The sequence below is a fragment of the Mesorhizobium sp. M7A.F.Ca.US.011.01.1.1 genome, assembly GCF_003998295.1.
Lineage (GTDB): Bacteria > Pseudomonadota > Alphaproteobacteria > Rhizobiales > Rhizobiaceae > Mesorhizobium.
Genome location: NZ_RZRT01000051.1, coordinates 1 through 15,009, shown reverse-complemented (window position 1 = coordinate 15,009; position 15,009 = coordinate 1). Strand labels below are relative to the sequence as shown.

Below are 15,009 nucleotides of genomic sequence, written 5' to 3'. Positions count from 1 at the left end.
TTATGGGAGGACGTACTTGGAAGCCGCCGTCCGCTGCGAGTCCTAAGTGGGCATCCGGGCAAGGTCGAAGCTGCGAAGGACGGCTCTCTAATCGCAAGCGTTGAATACTGAAGAAGGGCGAGATCGATAAACCGGCACACCCCACGTTCCACCAAGGGTGCGCCGGATTCGAAACGGGAAGATCAGCTTGAGGCGAAGATCGCACATTTCAATGTTTGTGCGCTGTCGCTCAATCGGCTGACAAATCAAACAACACCCCAGTCAATAGAAGGTTGATCACTGCTCCTCTTCTTGCTCCTGCGCGCCGCTGTTCCAGTCGAAAGTTGCCCATTTGGTGCAGGTCGATCGCGCACCAAAGCCACCGCGGTCGCAGGCTTGCGCGCTGTATGTGCCGCTGTCGCCGGGCTCCCGGTCGAACGAATAGCCATTGCCGACTTCGATCTGGTCGCCAGGATTGGTCTTGAAATTGAAGTGGGTGGTTCTCGAAAGCTTGCTGGATAGCGAGATGCGCACCTTGCCACCATAATATTTCACCGAACCGCAAACGCCGTTTATGCATTTGCGCGGAACAGTGGTGCTGCTCGCGTAGGCCGCATTGGGTGCCATCAGAGGTGCCATGAGAGCCGCGATTGTCGAGATGGCGGTGAATGTTCTCGTCAAGTTGCGTAGCATGATCGAATTCCTTCCTTGGGTTCAATTGAGATCCAGGTTCGACCGCTCGGCCTTTGCGGATGTCGGTCCGGCGTTGCGGCTGTGATGTGTTGGGCAACTCAGCGTGAATTCAGCGTGAACAACGATCGTCGCTCCCCAGTGTCTTCGGATGAACCGTCGAGAGATGATTTTCGGTCTTCGCGGCCCGTGCATCCGGATGGCTTTCAAGGGAGGCTGGGCAAGCGACCCGCTTCGACAATGGCCGGCCAGGGCTGCAAGGCCTCGGCGACCTAGAAGCCCGCCGCGCGGGTAGGGGTTTGCGAGGCAATTGAGAGAAGCAGATCAACCGTCACCTTCCAGGGGTGTCGATGCGATCAGCCTTTTAGCCGGTTGGACGCATTCCGGCCCAATTCACGTTGAGATCACGCGGAGCACTGCAAAGCATGCGTCACAAGGGAGGAACCCGACATGACGCTCAACATCAACAAGCCGCTGCGTGTAGCCACAGTCAAAATTCCAGCTCGCGAAACAGCCTCGTCCTTCACGGTACAGTCTCCGCGCCTCAGTGCTTGGTGCAGCGCATTGACGGCACGGATGTCTGGCCCTGGAGGCGCCTACAATATCGGCAACCTCATTGGTCTCTGTCAGGGGATTACGGCGCAGATTCTCGTATCTGGCAATCCGGACCAACCTCTCTGGACAGGCGTGCCGACCGCCATCAGCCATTATTTGACGGGCAATTTTGCGGCGATCACAATGACCTCGGCGACGGCGATCTTCTTCGCCAGCGGCGAGGTCTACCATCGCGCCTGGAATGAGCGTCTCAATCCCAGGGAAAATCTCAACCGCCTGGGTGATTTCCTGTCCGGCGTTGGTGCCGTTTGCCTTGGCCTGGCCCTGTTTGAACTTGGCCATCCGTTGCTGGCGTTGACATCGGGCCTCCTTCATTCCGTTGGAAAATTCGGCAGTGCTTGCCACCGACCCGGGGTCCAGATCCTCAACTTGTCGGAACACAGACTCGAGCCGTTTCGCATCATGGTCCTTCTCAGCCGGCTGCCGGCCCTGATCGCTGCCGGGACAGGACTCTGTGCCTCGCTGTTCAAATTCGAGGTCGGACAGCCACAGCATTGGTCGACGCCCGCCACCCTTCTCGTTTGTTACCTGCTCTGGTCCTGGGCTGACCTGCTTCTGTTCCGATCGAGCCAACCTCGCGCAGACGGCGATCATTCCGCCGGCTGATCAAAGCTTCGCTATTCCAACTTCATTTGGAGAGACACCATGTTTGGATCATCATGCGACAATTCCGCAGAACAGATCGGCCAATCCTATCCCCTGCAGCGACGCATCGGCACGATCTGCGTTTTCGGCGGCGCCATGCTTGGCAACGATCCCGACCACGCCCGTTGCGCCACCGTCCTTGGCGCGGCGATTGCCGCTGCGGGTATTCGCCTGGTCTATGGCGGAGGCTGTGATGGCCTGATGGGTCAGGTGGCCATTGCCGCAGCAGAAGCGGGTGGAACCGTGGTCGCGATCACCCCGCAGTTCCTGATCGAGCGGATGAGGATGCTGTCATCGGGATGTCAGACGATTTCAGTTCCCGACATGAGTGTCCGCAAGCAGCTCATGTTTGACTACGCGGATGCCTTTGTAGCCTTGCCTGGCGGCATCGGTACCGTTGAGGAACTGACCGAGGTCATGACGCTTCGCAAGCTGGAAAGGCACTGCAAACCGCTGGTCCTAGCGAATTTCAAAGGCTTCTGGTCACCACTTCTCGGCGTCTTCGACAGTATGTCCGAGGCTGGCTTTATGAACTCGTCAACTCTATGCACGCAAATGGTTTCGGCAACTCCGGAGGCCATCCTTCCCCTACTCCAGCGCAGCGTCAGTTTCGAGCAGAACAAACCGCCAAAGTCTGTCCTGCTGCCCACCATCCCCGTCTTGCGCAGGTCACATGTATCGAGTGCTGGCCCTGGATAAATCGCGACCCAAATAGCAAAAGACGCATTCTTCCGGGCAACACCCAGTCTACTCGACGATGACTGGGTCGGTGGGCCCGATTATCGCTTTCAAACCCAATCACAAACCATTGGAGCCATTGCCCGCTGTGGTGATGCGATCAATCATGTCCAGATTCAAGGCAAATTCCCTGCTGATGCTTGCTGCGGTCATTTGGGGAGTGGGCAATGTGTCTCATAAGACCATACTGGCCCACCTCGATCCCATGGCGGTTGTTTTCCTGACCAGCGTGATCGCCGGACTGGTGACGTTGCCGTTCGCGGTCCGGGAGCGCCCCCCGGAAGCCAACACCGGCTGGTTTCCAAGTGTGGCGAGAGTGGTTCTGCTTTTTGCACTCGGCTGTGTGGTCCAGCAATTGTCCTATGTCAGCACGACGGTGACGAACTCGAGCCTCCTTATCAGCGCTTCCACTGTTATCACGCCGATCGCCGCGTGGCTGATCATGAGGGAGCGTCCAAGTGCACTGATCCTGTTCGTCGCAAGTCTGACGGTCGTGGGATCGGCTCTCCTGGCGGGCGGCTTCAATGGTTCGGCAACCGCCGGCGACGCTTTCGCCATCCTGACTGCAATCTGTTTTGCAGTGTGGACGGTCGAACTCGGGCGGCATGTGCAGGCACATGGCCATCCCTTCGCGACGGCGGCCGCACAGTTCATCGGCACGGCCGTTGCCACGCTACCTTTCGCCCTGCAGGGCACAATGACATTTCAGGCAATTATGGCAGCATGGCCAGAACTCATCATGCTTGGTGCGTTCTCGACCGCTGTCGGCTTTTGCCTGCAGACTTCTGCACAGCGCTACACCACTTCGTCCCATGCGGCGGTGATTTGCAGCGGAGAGGGTGTGTTCGCCGCCATTTCCGCTGCCGCTCTGCTTGGTGAACGGCTTTCGCCCGACGGGCTTCTGGGTGCGGGCGTCATTCTGTCCTGTGTGCTGTTCACCGCCGTCTCGGCGGGCCCGAAGCTCGATCCGTCAGTGTCATGATCGCCTCGGCAATGTCGCTCTGCTCTGAGGCCGCGCCATTCAGACCACTGACGGGCAAGTCTGTTTCTACTCTCGGATTCATGCCAAGCTACTCGCCTGGCCGCATTCATCCTTCTGGAAAACGAGGTCTACTTCGATGCTCCACGGCGAAACGTCCTCCTTCGAAGCCGCCAACATACCGAACCGGTCAAACCAGAATTCAGACGACGGCCTCAACGACAAGCCGACCTTGCAAGGCGTCAGGCTCTTCCCGTGCCTGGCGGACATGCCGATCGCCTTGTTTGACGCAACCGAAGACGAGAGCGCCATCGACCGCACCAAGGCGGGCTTGCTGGACATCACGGCGGAAATGGTCGGGCCGACCGATGGACTTGAAGGCAGTGATCTCAGCCCTACACCAGCCGGCTTTACCTATTTCGGTCAATTCGTGTTCCATGACATCGTCTTCAGCCAAATATTCGGATTGCCCAAGCCGACAGGCAAAACCCATCATTTGAAGAACGCGTCCTCGCAAGGCCTTGACCTTTCGGGGCTCTATGGGCGGGGGCCAATCGTCGACGCCCATCTCTACGATGTTGCGGATGGGGCGGACCTGTCGGCCTGCCGCTTTCCGATCGGCTTGCCTTGCATGAAAGACAGTATGCTTCCAGTCGACGGTAAGACCATGCAAGGCCGTGATTTGCCGCGCATCGACTTCTCGGGCAAGTTTATCAGTGTCGAGGGTCGGCGATCGCCTTATCGGCCCTTGGTGGCGGATCCGCGAAACGATGACAATCTTGTCCTGTCGCAACTGCTCTGCACACTCATGGGCATCCACAACAGGATCGTGGACCTGCTGCTTGGCATCGGCACCGACCCAGCAGAAGCTTACAAGCGTGCCAGGATCTATCTGACCTCGGTTTACCGCACTGTGATCATCAACGACTATCTGAGAAAAGTTCTGGCTCCGGAAATATGGGACCAGTTTTTCGCCAGTGACGATTTTCTTGGCGCCGGAGTCTCGGCCCTTGAGACCTTCAACGCGCTGCCTTTGGAATTCACCTTCGGTGCGTCGCGCTTTGCCCACGCCATGGTCCGGCAGTTCTATGTCGTGAACGACAGGTCGGTCGAAGAACCAGCCAATCTGCGCAAAATGCTGTCCTTTTCCAGCCTGCGCCCGGGTGGGGAGATTCCAATACCCGAGAACTGGATCGTCGACTGGAGCCGGTTTGCCTCAACCGACACTCCGTCGAAAGCGCAAAGTGCCCGGCGCATAGGACCATTCCTGTCGAAAGAACTCACGATTGCCGGCCTGAGTGCGGAATTGAACGGCACAGTCCGGCCAGTTGCCTTCATGGATTGCTGGCGCTGTTACGACCTTGGTTTGCCATCCGGTCAGGACGTGGCCGGTGCGGTGAAGACCGCCTTGGGTGACAGTATCGATGTGCCGGTCCTGACGGGCAATGACATGCTTCCCACGGCTGCGTGCGCCAAACGCTACGTCTACAACGCGGGCCGACTTCGGGCCGCTTTGCAAAGGTACCCGGAGTTCCTGAGCCAAACACCTCTCTCCTACTATATCATCCAGGAGGCGTCCGTTCTTGGTAATGACGGCAGCCATCTTGGCCCGGTCGGCTCCTATGTTGTGGCCGCCACGATCGCATCCGCATTGTTCAAGGCTGCCGATACAGATATCACCTCTCGCAGGCTCATTCCGGACGTGGAGCCGAAAACGCTGGCAGGACTGCTCGATCTCAATGATACTGCGAAGGTATCGGATGAAGTGCTTGGCGGCCTGATCGGCAGTCAGGGTTTTCAATAGCGCTGATAACGGCTCAATCTGGTTTAGCGGGGGAAGTGGACATGGTGAAGTTCAAAGATGTGCAGTTCGAGGCGCTTGGCGAATTCATCCGAGACCTGATCAAGGATCCGGCCAAGCAAGCGATCTTCAGAAGTGAAGATCAGCAGGCGATGAAGGACCTGCTGCGTGGGTTCATGGCGCCCAGGGACAAAACCTGGGAGGAGATCACCATCCAACCATACTTCGACGAAGACCTGATCGTGAACATCGCCTTTCCCTTCACCGGCGACGTCGAGCAAACGATCGCCACCATTGCGCCGGCCGATGGGCCCGGTGAGGACTATACATTTCCCGATCACTACAATCTCGACCCGAACGCCGGCCCGCCCGATCAAATAAAGAAAAACCGTTTGAGCGCATATCATAAGCGCCTCGGCGACTACGTGATGTCACGCTGCAAGTGAAACCCGGCGCAATTGCGAGCAACGGTTCGGCCGTGTCAGCCCGACTGGGCTGCCAATTCGATGCCACGGGCCAGCTTCTCCTGATCGACTGGTAACCGGATCGGAAAAGCGGTCTTGAACCACTCCACGGCGACAGCGCGGTCAAGCCTACCCGGCCCTTGCCACGCCGCCGTTAGGTTACGTAGAAAACGTCTGAACTCATCCCCGGCCTCGCGGTTGCGTTTCAGCAACGCAAGTGCCGCCGCCGACCAGCCGTGGATGTCGGCGAATAGTTGATCGCTCTTGACCGCAGCGGCCACGCACCCCTCCAGATCATTGGCGAGAAAGGCAATGGTCGCCTGGTAGCCATGATAGTGAGCGTCGGGCATGGGATTGAGGTCGAAACTGCGCTTCGAAAGCTCCGATGCCCGTTGATGATCACCCATGAAGGAGCTGGCCAGCGCGTAGGCGATCAAGGTCGCGGGGTTCCCGGCATTTTGCTCATGTGCAAGGCTGAAGTGAAAATCGGCCAGCTGCCAGCGTCGTGCCAGAAGGTGGCTCCAGGCCAGATTTACCTGGTTGCGGTGGTCGAATGGGTCGAGCAGGACCGAACGCTTGGCCAGTTCGAATGCGCGCTTTAGATCCTGCTCGATCGACGATGCACCCGGAACGACGATCCAACGCGAGTTGAGCACCGCAGCGAGGCTGGAATAGGCGCAGGACAGATCGGGATCAAGCCGGATGGCTTCCTCGTAGCGGGCGATGGCAGCTTCTTCGGTGTCCTTTCGCCACATGATCGAAAGCCGCTGTCCGTCCAGCCAGCAATCATAGGCCGAGAAATGGTTCGGGGAAGCTTGCGATATGCGATGCAGCCTGGCACTAGACAAGGCAATCTGCAGGCGCGCGGAAAAGCGTGCGCAAACTTCATTGAAGGCCGAGCGCCAGGAAGACGGATCCGACGGAACGGTGAGAACGAAGGCTTCTCCTTGTTGCAGGAAATCATAGCAGGTAATTTGGAACACTGCTGGTCCATCCGTGTCGATCAGACGGATGAGGACGCCGATATCCACGTGTTCGCCTGCCGCCTGATGCATCTGATCCAGTGAGAATTCACCGACTTGCAACTCCGTTGACACGGCTGTCCAATGCCTAAATCGGGAAATCGAAGCCAGAAGCTCTGTCGCCAAGGCAAATTGCAGGTGTTCGTTCTCTGCTTCGCGCCTGGCAATGATGATGGCGATTGTCGGCTTCCCTGGGATGCGGCTATCGTGATCGCTTCGCGCAAGGTCGGGGTCAGCCGCCCGCTTTTCACCGTCGTTGCCCGGCTTGAGCGCCTCTAGAAGGTGGAGGATTTCTGCCGGTGGTCGCAGATCCATGTCCGCTTTGAGTTCGGCCGCGTAGCGGTCGAAGAACGCTAGGGCGCGGGCATAACCGCTTTCCTCACCGACCCTCCGAATGGTCTCCACCACGGCATCGTCGAAAAACGGATCAAGTTGCAGGATGCACGCAGCGATGGATTTGCGCTGTCTCGGGCCTGTCTCGGCCGCCAGCCAGGCTGCGAGCCGTGTCACCAGCCTGTCGGTTATCATCGTCGACTGCATTCTCAGCCAGTTGTCGAAGACAGGATCGCAATCGTCCAACCCGGCGCAAAAGCCATCCCTGGCTTTAGCCAGCAAGAGCAGCGCACCCTCGTAATTGCGCTCATCGAGCGCACGTTCAAGCTCATCGATGTCGGTACGGATTGCAGACGGATCGATTCCTAGCACGAGTTTGTCAACCGCGAGGTAGTTGAGCCTGGTCTCGCTTGCCAGGCGTCGAAGATCCTTTATGCACTGGCGCAGTGATCCGCGCGCATGCTCCTCGTCCTGCTCGCTCCAAAGCAATGCTGCCAGTCGCCCGCGCGTCTCGCGTGACCTGCCGCTCAGTAACAGATAGGCGAGAATCGCGCAGGCCTTCCGTTTGCCCAACGAGAACGTCTCCGAGCCCTTGCGAAGCTCGAAACCGCCGATTAGCCTAATCGCCAGACCGTCTGTGGAAATTGTCAACTCCGCCGGCTATCGTCTCGACCGCCTATGGGCGCCCATCGCTTACCCTACGTAAACAGCAGAAGCCAAAATATTGAAAGAGCCAACATGCTGCTGCGTGGGTCGCATTGGATAACGCTTGCCCTGCTGTTGCATCGCGACCGGCTAATCACGGTGAACCAAGACGACAGGACCGGAGGCTGCCAGTCGAGTGACGATGATTTGGATATCTTGGGGAATCTGGCTGCGGCCCTTGTCGCCGCGCCCGAGAATGGCCTGCCCCTTTTGCACTTCGCGACACGCTACGACATTGGCGTTGAAGTGTTCGAAGTTCCGGGTGGTTTCCTGGCAATGTCCAACATTGCTCCATTCGAAGGGAGCGAGAAACGAGTCACAGCAAGTGGCAAAGGCTTTGATGCCGCTAGGGCTGTGCTGTCTTGCCTCGGAGAGGCCGCGGAGATTTCCAGCTGGGCCTGCAGAGCCGACGACGTCACGGCGTCGGCACGCATCGGTTCTCCAGGCGATGGAATCAGGATCGATGCAATTCAGGTGTTGGGCTTTTCGTTGGAACAGATTCGACATCGCGATCGGCTCAACAGAGCCTGGCGTGGCTGGGACAATATCCCATCAGCGGATCATTTGAACAATCCCCGGCTATGGGCGTCCGTTCGCAGCTTCCATGACGACATGGTCGCGCTTTGCCCGGCATTTCTCTGCTATGGCCGCTTTGGGGACGTCGCATATGGCGATTGCAGCTTGAACGTAGACACCAATGGGTGCGCCGCTGGCGCAACGCGGGCCGATGCAAGAACCCGCGCCTTACTTGAACTCGTGGAACGAGACGCCACGGGAATATGGTGGCACCGAGGCTCCCTGAGAAAGCGGCTGGATATCGCGCGGCTTGATGACCAGGGCTTGGCGTCTGACATCCAGCAGCATCGCCACGAAACGGGACGCAGGCTCTGGCTTCTTGATATCTCGTCCTTCCGCACGGCCATCGTGACGGCGGCGATCAGCTGCGAAGACAGTGGCGGGCATATGGCGGTGGGTTTCGGGTGCAGCTTCGATATGATTGATGCCGCCCGGTCCGCGTTTTTAGAATTGATACAATCCGAAGCTGCAATGCAGGCTCATGCTCAAAGGGCAGAACGGCCCGGTCATCAAACGATGAGCGATGACGATTGTCGGATGACCCGCTGGAAGCGTTTCGCTGACGTGCGCAACTTTCGTTTCGCCACCGGCAAGGCTGCCGACGGCCTGGAAAGCGCTGGCGAAAGCAACGTCGCTGACCTGCTGAATGAAATCAACGAGGTTTGTGGTTCGCAGGTCTGGTTCGCCGACCTTTCGCGATCCGAGATTGGTATCCCCGTCGCAAAGGCGATCTGCGAGGGATTATCCCATTTCAAAGCGCGCTGGGGTTGCCACCGAAACGCCGCACCTTCCATCGCAAGTGTCTCGAGCAGAACAGTAAGCGGCCTCTCGCAGGCCAGAAAACTTTTGATCTAATTGTTACGGGCCGCTATGCGATTTCGTAAAGCGGCACGCCTCCGCGTGCGCGCACATTATCCGCCGAGCGAGTTCTCCTGATGTGCGTTGGGGGTCGCTGGAGTGCAGCCGAAGGTCCTGGTCAGAGCCAGGGAGGATGCAGCGGCGTGAGACGGGCATTCTTGTGGATGTTCATTCGGACCCTCCCGTGAGTGCTGAAGCCTGGTAACTCCAGTCTCCCCGGTTCGGTCCGAATGGACAACCTCCCGAAAGCTCACAACTAGCGGCTCGGGTTGTGCAGATTGTTATGATATATCGGCTGATAGCCAATTTATTGTTCGAGCACCTTAACACCGACTGGAATGCTGAGCCCAATGCGCCTGACGTGGAGCTGACGTTGGCATCCCCGATTAATTGGTTCACAACCTAGTCTACAGGAACCCGTCATGTCGCATACCGAAGGGCGCCTGCAGAAACTCCCCGTGAGTGCGCGAAACATATTCGCCGCTATCTGTATTTTGGCGGCAGCATCAGCAACAGTATGGCTTGTTATCCCGCATCTTTCCATAACCTACACCTGCGCATTCCGAGATATCTCAGCGCTTCGGCGTTTATGGCCAGGAAATCAGCCAATTTACGACGAGCTTGCTCTGTGGCATGGTGCGATCAACGATGAGTGTAACTTTTTTCTAAGTTCGATATTGTCGATATTTTTTTCAATCTTCAGCATACTCTTTTACACAACGTTACTGTCGAAGACCGAACCAGCCACGATGAGGCCGCGACCAGTCATCGCGACATTGGTGATGGCGTTTATGATCATCGGGATGTTGGCAGGAGGCTTCAACCATCACGCGACGGGCCGTGGCGCGTGGGGAGCGTTTCTGACGACCGATTCTACCAACACTCTTCTATGGAAGACTCTGGTTCGCGAGTTGGTGATCTATTTTTTCTGTCCGATCTGGATATCGCACTTGAGGGTCGCCTGGCTTCAGAGATCTTCTCTTTAGCTAGTGGGCTTGTTCGTACTGAGAGGCAAACTGCGTGGAAGATCTGGTCGACCGAATCTACGAAGCTGCATTTGTGCCGGACATGTGGCCAGCCGTGCTCGATGATTTGAGCACGATGTCGGGATCGCTGGGCGGGGCCTTACTGGTTGCCAGCGAAGCTCATCCGCCGCGATTTGCGGCATCGGCCTCCATCATCAGTGCGCTAAATGATTTTTCTTCCGGCGACGCCTGGCGCAACAACGACCGCCCTATGCGCTGGACACGCGGTCTTGACGGCTTTCTTCGCGACATTGACATTATGAACCTGGACGACCTGGAAGCCGATCCAATGCGAAGCGAATTGATCAGGTATGGATTGGGTTGGCAAGCAGGCACGGTCATGCCAATGAGCAACGGAGAGACGGTGGTTTACAGCGTGGAACGCCGCCTGCAGGATGGTCCGCACGATGCAGCTTCTGTCACCTCGCTCAACATTTTTCGCCCCCATCTTGCTCGTGCTGGACTTGTAGCAGCAAGACTTGGCCTCGAGCGGGCGTTGGCCACCGTGTCGGCCCTGCAGAGCGTTGGCCTCCCCGCTGCAGTGATGTCGGCCGGCGGGCAAGTGGTTGCGACGAACGGACTGTTCGAGGCGCTGCCGTCAATTTTCATGCCGCTGGCGTACAACCGTTTGGCAATCGCGGATCCGAAAGCCGATATCCTGTTCCAGGAGTCCGTCAGAAGCACTTCGGCGGCTACCGCCCCAATCGTCAGATCTATTCCGGTTCGTCAGAGGATCGATCGAGATGCTGTCGTCCTGCATGTGATGCCGGTTCGGCGATCGGCAAGGGACATATTCGCCGGTGCGAACATCCTTGTCATTGCGGCGACGATCAGCACAGCCAACAAGAAGACCTCTCCACAAATTCTAAGCGCGCTTTTCGATCTGTCTCCGTCCGAGGCAAGGCTTGCCGGATCACTTGCATCAGGCCTTACGCTAAAGGCAGCCGCAGTTGAGCTCGGAATCACAGTCAAAACGGCGCGAACCTATCTTGAGCGCGTGTTCCGGAAAACTGGTACGAGCCGTCAAGGCGAACTCGTCGCCTTGCTTAGTGGGACGGCTCCGCTGGCACCGTTTGTCCCTGCGCCCAAGCCCTAATGTGGATCCAACTTATTATGTCCATCACCGCCGGCTTCGGCATTGAGAAGGAGGCGCGTCGCTTAATCGACAGATACCCGGTAGTCGAGAGCGGTCAGACGCTTCAAAGTCAGCGGAAACTGTGGTGCAACGCAGCAACGACTGCACGTCCTTCGTTCAGCGTGGCTTCGATCATCGACTGAAGATGGTGCGTGGTCGCGCCGCGCGTGCCGACATAGCCTGATCGGACCAGCTCGACGAATGCCTCGCTGCGCAGATAATGGCCATCGAGCTCGGCATGGTCGACGTGAAGGCCGCCCCGGCTCCCGCGCGTGCCGCCATTGCCAGCATATGGTCGAGATGGCCAAAGAGCTTTGCAGCCTCGGCTACGAGGGAGGCTATGACGCCGTCCGCCGATACGCGAAGAGCTTCGATTTTGGAGATGCCATGTTCCTTGCCTCCACTGAGGTAGATATGGCAAAGATCGATAAACTCGTCAAGTTCGTAAAGCCACGTGATCAGCCTGTCGGACGTTGGCAGGTCTTCCACCATGCGCATGGGGCGTTGACGGAAACCAATGCCGTATCTGATCAGCTTGTTCGTCCAAGTGGCAAGTTTGCGGCAAAGCCGTTCGACGCATCCAACTCGAGGCCACATTTTGGACGTTGTTGGACAAGATCGCCCATGGGCAAGGGAAAAAGGCGTCGAAATTCCTCTCGACGCTTACGACGAAGCGCTGGAGATCAACGGCCATATCCCGAACTTTGCCTCGATCCTGCGCACCACATGCGCGCTCTATCTGCGCGACAGACAACCACCCTCGGAATTCACGAACAACGCAGCCTGACCCACGTGCATTTTGTCAAAACGCCCAGGTACCGGAATCCCGTGTAGCAGCCACCTGCTACCAGCAGCCTGAATTTTGGCGCTATGATACTGAATGGCGAACTTGACAGAGACGGTGTAGAGTTCAAGTCAAAACAAGATGAGCCGTACGAACGGCAACGCCGAGCGGATCTGGGAGGATTCATGGTTGAGATTATCTCCAAGCGGGATGGCCCGCGACGCGAGGATGTTCAGATCAAAAGGCTGATCGAGCAGAACCGATCAACCATAGTCCAACTGGCCGACCAGATCAGCGGCGGCGGCTATTCGGCTTCCAGGCAGCCACGCCAGCAACCGAAGGCGGAAGGCCTGATTATCCATGTCGGCGTCAGCGCGGCAACAGCCGCCGAAGCGACGAGCCCGTCCGTCCGCGTCACAATGAACGGCCGTGTGATCTCCAAAGATCAGAACACCGGTCGCCAGCTTCACCATATCGGCGATGTCCGCAACCGGGATGGCAAGCAGATTTTCGTCCTGGCAACGAAGCAAAACGGCTTTTTCTCACCTGTCGACGAAACCGTCGCCGGGGCGCTTGCCGAACTGGACGGAGCCCACCTGACTGCAACCTATAGCGAAGACCAGCTTGCTGCCGAAATCGGCGCGAAACTCGGCATCGACTGACCACCGGCACTCGGGCGTCGCTGAGCACGCCCAATCCGCGAAGCATACAGAAATGGCATACCTCAAAGGTACTGTGATGACTGAATGAGACACGCGAACGGCCCCGATCAGATGAAGACCGATGCTCTTCCGGCGCGTGCGTCGATGGCCAACGGACAGTTGGTTTTGGACAACATCGACTATGACGAGAGCGCCACCATGCGCGCTTGGGAAAGTTTTCTTTCCGACGAGCCGACATCCGCCCGCGATCCGGTCCATGTCCGCTCGCTGATCCACGATTCCTGGTACCGCAGCGCAACCGGCGGCATCAACGCGCAAGGCATCGAAGCGCCGCTGAGCAGCGATCATGACGAGATCGAATATCTGACCCGTGCCAACGCCGAGCTGCTTTCGGCGGCGCGGCGATCGTTTGCGTCCCTTGGCCAGTTGCTGGAAGGGACGGGAGCGATGCTGGTGCTCGCCGACAGTGATGGCGTGCTGATCGACGCGATCGGCGACAAGAAGACCTTGCATGACGGCATGGACATTCATCTGGGCATCGGCGGCAAATGGAACGAGGACGCCGTCGGCACCAACGGCATCGGCACGGCGCTGTGGACTGGCGAACCGATTTTCGTCCACGCCGCCGAACATTTCTGCGCCGGCATCAAATCCTGGACCTGCGCCGGTGCGCCGATCCGCGATCCTCTGGACGGTAAGATCATCGGCGTTGTCGACCTGTCAGGCTATTCGCCGATCTTCCGGCCGCACAACACGGCGCTCGTCGCTGCCACCGCCAGACAAATCGAAAAGGCACTCGCCGAACAGCAGCAGGAGCAGCGCACGCGCCTGCTCGAAGCCTTCATTTCCTCGGCACCCAGCTACCGCCGGAAAGACGGGTTGGTGATCGTCGATCATCGTGGCCGCGCGATTTTCTGCAACAACGTGCCCAACGGCGACACCACGGAGATGATGGACGGCCCGATGGAACCGGGGCGTGGTCGTTGGCTTATGAACCTGCCGGCCTCCGGCTCCGACACCGATCTCGCCAACGCACTGCCGGCGCATCTGCGATCCTGCCATGTCACGCCGCTGAAGCTTGATGGCGATCTTCGTGGCGCGGCTCTGGTGTTTCCCTCGGTGCCGGCCGTCTCGAGCATGACGGTGATCCGCCGGGAGGAGAACAAGCACATGCGGACAGCCGCGGCGATGATCGTCGGCGAAAGCGAAAAATTGCTGGCTGCCGTCGATGTCGCCTCCCGGGTGGCCGGGTCGAAGGGTGTCACCTCGTTGCTGATAGAAGGCGAGACGGGTGTCGGAAAAGAGTTGTTTGCACGGCTTGTCCATGCCGGCAGCCGGCGCACCGAAAACGACCCCTTCATCGCCATGAACTGCGGTGCAATCACCAAGGAGCTGTTCGGCAGCGAGTTGTTCGGCCACGTCGCCGGCGCCTTCACCGGAGCTTCGCGTGACGGCAAGCCGGGGATCTTCGAACTCGCCAACGGCGGCGTGCTCAGTCTTGACGAAATCGGCGAGTTGCCGCTCGAAATCCAGCCCTTCCTGTTGCGTGTCCTCGAGGAGCGTGTGGTACATCGCATCGGCGACTCGCGAGGCCGGCCGGTGGACGTGCGACTGGTCGCCTCGACCAATCGCGACCTCAAGCAGGAAGTCGCGGCAGGTCGCTTCCGCAGCGATCTCTACTACCGCATCGGTGCGGTCTCGATCCATGTTCCGGCTTTGCGCGACCGCGGCGACGACGTGCTGTTGCTGATCGAGCATTTCAACCGTCAGATCGCAAAATTGGCTGGCAATGATCCCTTGGAGTTTTCAAACGACGCGCTCGATGCGCTGCTTGCCTATCGCTGGCCGGGAAATGTGCGGGAACTGAAGAACCTGGTCGAACGCCTTCATATACTGGCGCGCGGCAGCACGATCGACCAGCAGGATCTTCCCGGCGAAATCAGATCGGGCGACCGCAACATCATAGCCATGCACGGCGACCATCCCGCAGCCATGCTC

Annotated in this window: 13 protein-coding genes and 1 pseudogene; 11 read left to right on the top strand and 3 right to left on the bottom strand. The window is 58.4% G+C overall.

The genetic code is table 11. The annotated features are described in order from the left end of the window. Positions 1-276: 276 nt before the first annotated feature. On the bottom strand, positions 277-672 hold the full coding sequence (locus EOA13_RS29560; RefSeq protein ID WP_127297017.1) for a hypothetical protein: 396 nt from the start codon (positions 670-672) through the stop codon (positions 277-279). 447 nt (positions 673-1,119) lie between these two features. Between EOA13_RS29560 and EOA13_RS29555 the strand changes: the two genes are divergently transcribed. The 5 genes from EOA13_RS29555 (at position 1,120) to EOA13_RS29535 (ending at position 5,893) form a co-directional block, all read left to right on the top strand. After that, entirely contained in the window at positions 1,120-1,890 is a 771-nt protein-coding gene (locus EOA13_RS29555) for a hypothetical protein (protein WP_127297016.1), read from the top strand. Between the two features lie 39 nt (positions 1,891-1,929). Beyond that, positions 1,930-2,628: a TIGR00730 family Rossman fold protein gene (locus EOA13_RS29550; protein ID WP_127297015.1), complete on the top strand. Its 699-nt coding sequence runs from the start codon at positions 1,930-1,932 to the stop codon at positions 2,626-2,628. Between the two features lie 145 nt (positions 2,629-2,773). Continuing rightward, on the top strand, positions 2,774-3,649 hold the full coding sequence (locus tag EOA13_RS29545) for a DMT family transporter (RefSeq protein ID WP_245490523.1): 876 nt from the start codon (positions 2,774-2,776) through the stop codon (positions 3,647-3,649). A gap of 136 nt (positions 3,650-3,785) precedes the next feature. Continuing rightward, on the top strand, positions 3,786-5,450 hold the full coding sequence (locus EOA13_RS29540; RefSeq protein WP_127297014.1) for a peroxidase family protein: 1,665 nt from the start codon (positions 3,786-3,788) through the stop codon (positions 5,448-5,450). 35 nt (positions 5,451-5,485) lie between these two features. Continuing rightward, positions 5,486-5,893, top strand: a complete 408-nt coding sequence (locus tag EOA13_RS29535; protein ID WP_164780413.1) for a hypothetical protein — start codon at positions 5,486-5,488, stop codon at positions 5,891-5,893. A 35-nt stretch (positions 5,894-5,928) separates the two neighbouring features. Here the strand turns inward: EOA13_RS29535 and EOA13_RS29530 are convergent, their stop codons facing one another. After that, complete coding sequence (locus EOA13_RS29530; RefSeq protein ID WP_127297013.1) at positions 5,929-7,839, bottom strand: hypothetical protein; 1,911 nt, start codon at positions 7,837-7,839, stop codon at positions 5,929-5,931. Between the two features lie 165 nt (positions 7,840-8,004). On the opposite strand from EOA13_RS29530, the gene EOA13_RS29525 reads away from it, so the two are divergent. From EOA13_RS29525 to EOA13_RS29515, 3 genes are all read left to right on the top strand, one after another. Beyond that, the gene (locus EOA13_RS29525; RefSeq protein WP_127297012.1) at positions 8,005-9,402 is read left to right on the top strand and encodes a YcaO-like family protein; all 1,398 of its coding nucleotides are present in this window, start codon (positions 8,005-8,007) and stop codon (positions 9,400-9,402) included. Between the two features lie 425 nt (positions 9,403-9,827). Continuing rightward, positions 9,828-10,391 (top strand): hypothetical protein, encoded by a 564-nt coding sequence (locus EOA13_RS29520; protein WP_127297011.1) that lies wholly within the window; start codon positions 9,828-9,830, stop codon positions 10,389-10,391. A gap of 34 nt (positions 10,392-10,425) precedes the next feature. Further along, on the top strand, positions 10,426-11,526 hold the full coding sequence (locus EOA13_RS29515) for a helix-turn-helix transcriptional regulator (protein WP_127297010.1): 1,101 nt from the start codon (positions 10,426-10,428) through the stop codon (positions 11,524-11,526). A gap of 171 nt (positions 11,527-11,697) precedes the next feature. Here EOA13_RS29515 and EOA13_RS29510 read toward each other — a convergent pair whose 3' ends face one another. After that, positions 11,698-12,063, bottom strand: coding sequence for a hypothetical protein (locus EOA13_RS29510; protein WP_127297009.1), 366 nt, complete (start codon positions 12,061-12,063; stop codon positions 11,698-11,700). An 80-nt stretch (positions 12,064-12,143) separates the two neighbouring features. Here EOA13_RS29510 and EOA13_RS29505 point away from each other — a divergent pair. The 3 genes and pseudogenes from EOA13_RS29505 to EOA13_RS29495 all read left to right on the top strand — a co-directional run. After that, a pseudogene (locus EOA13_RS29505) lies at positions 12,144-12,352 on the top strand (ribbon-helix-helix domain-containing protein); the annotation flags it as partial. An 83-nt stretch (positions 12,353-12,435) separates the two neighbouring features. After that, positions 12,436-13,011 (top strand): hypothetical protein, encoded by a 576-nt coding sequence (locus EOA13_RS29500; RefSeq protein WP_245486429.1) that lies wholly within the window; start codon positions 12,436-12,438, stop codon positions 13,009-13,011. An 84-nt stretch (positions 13,012-13,095) separates the two neighbouring features. Then, positions 13,096-15,009, top strand: a 1,914-nt coding sequence (locus EOA13_RS29495) for a sigma-54-dependent Fis family transcriptional regulator (RefSeq protein WP_164780411.1), incomplete at its 3' end; no start/stop codon positions are given.

Bases quoted from the DNA above. Each gene is read 5' to 3' on its own strand.
- EOA13_RS29560 (WP_127297017.1), bottom strand. From the start codon at position 672: ATGCTACGCAACTTGACGAGAACATTCACCGCCATCTCGACAATCGCG.
- EOA13_RS29555 (WP_127297016.1), top strand. From the start codon at position 1,120: ATGACGCTCAACATCAACAAGCCGCTGCGTGTAGCCACAGTCAAAATT.
- EOA13_RS29550 (WP_127297015.1), top strand. From the start codon at position 1,930: ATGTTTGGATCATCATGCGACAATTCCGCAGAACAGATCGGCCAATCC.
- EOA13_RS29545 (WP_245490523.1), top strand. From the start codon at position 2,774: ATGTCCAGATTCAAGGCAAATTCCCTGCTGATGCTTGCTGCGGTCATT.
- EOA13_RS29540 (WP_127297014.1), top strand. From the start codon at position 3,786: ATGCTCCACGGCGAAACGTCCTCCTTCGAAGCCGCCAACATACCGAAC.
- EOA13_RS29525 (WP_127297012.1), top strand. From the start codon at position 8,005: ATGCTGCTGCGTGGGTCGCATTGGATAACGCTTGCCCTGCTGTTGCAT.
- EOA13_RS29520 (WP_127297011.1), top strand. From the start codon at position 9,828: ATGTCGCATACCGAAGGGCGCCTGCAGAAACTCCCCGTGAGTGCGCGA.
- EOA13_RS29510 (WP_127297009.1), bottom strand. From the start codon at position 12,063: ATGCGCATGGTGGAAGACCTGCCAACGTCCGACAGGCTGATCACGTGG.
- EOA13_RS29500 (WP_245486429.1), top strand. From the start codon at position 12,436: ATGATACTGAATGGCGAACTTGACAGAGACGGTGTAGAGTTCAAGTCA.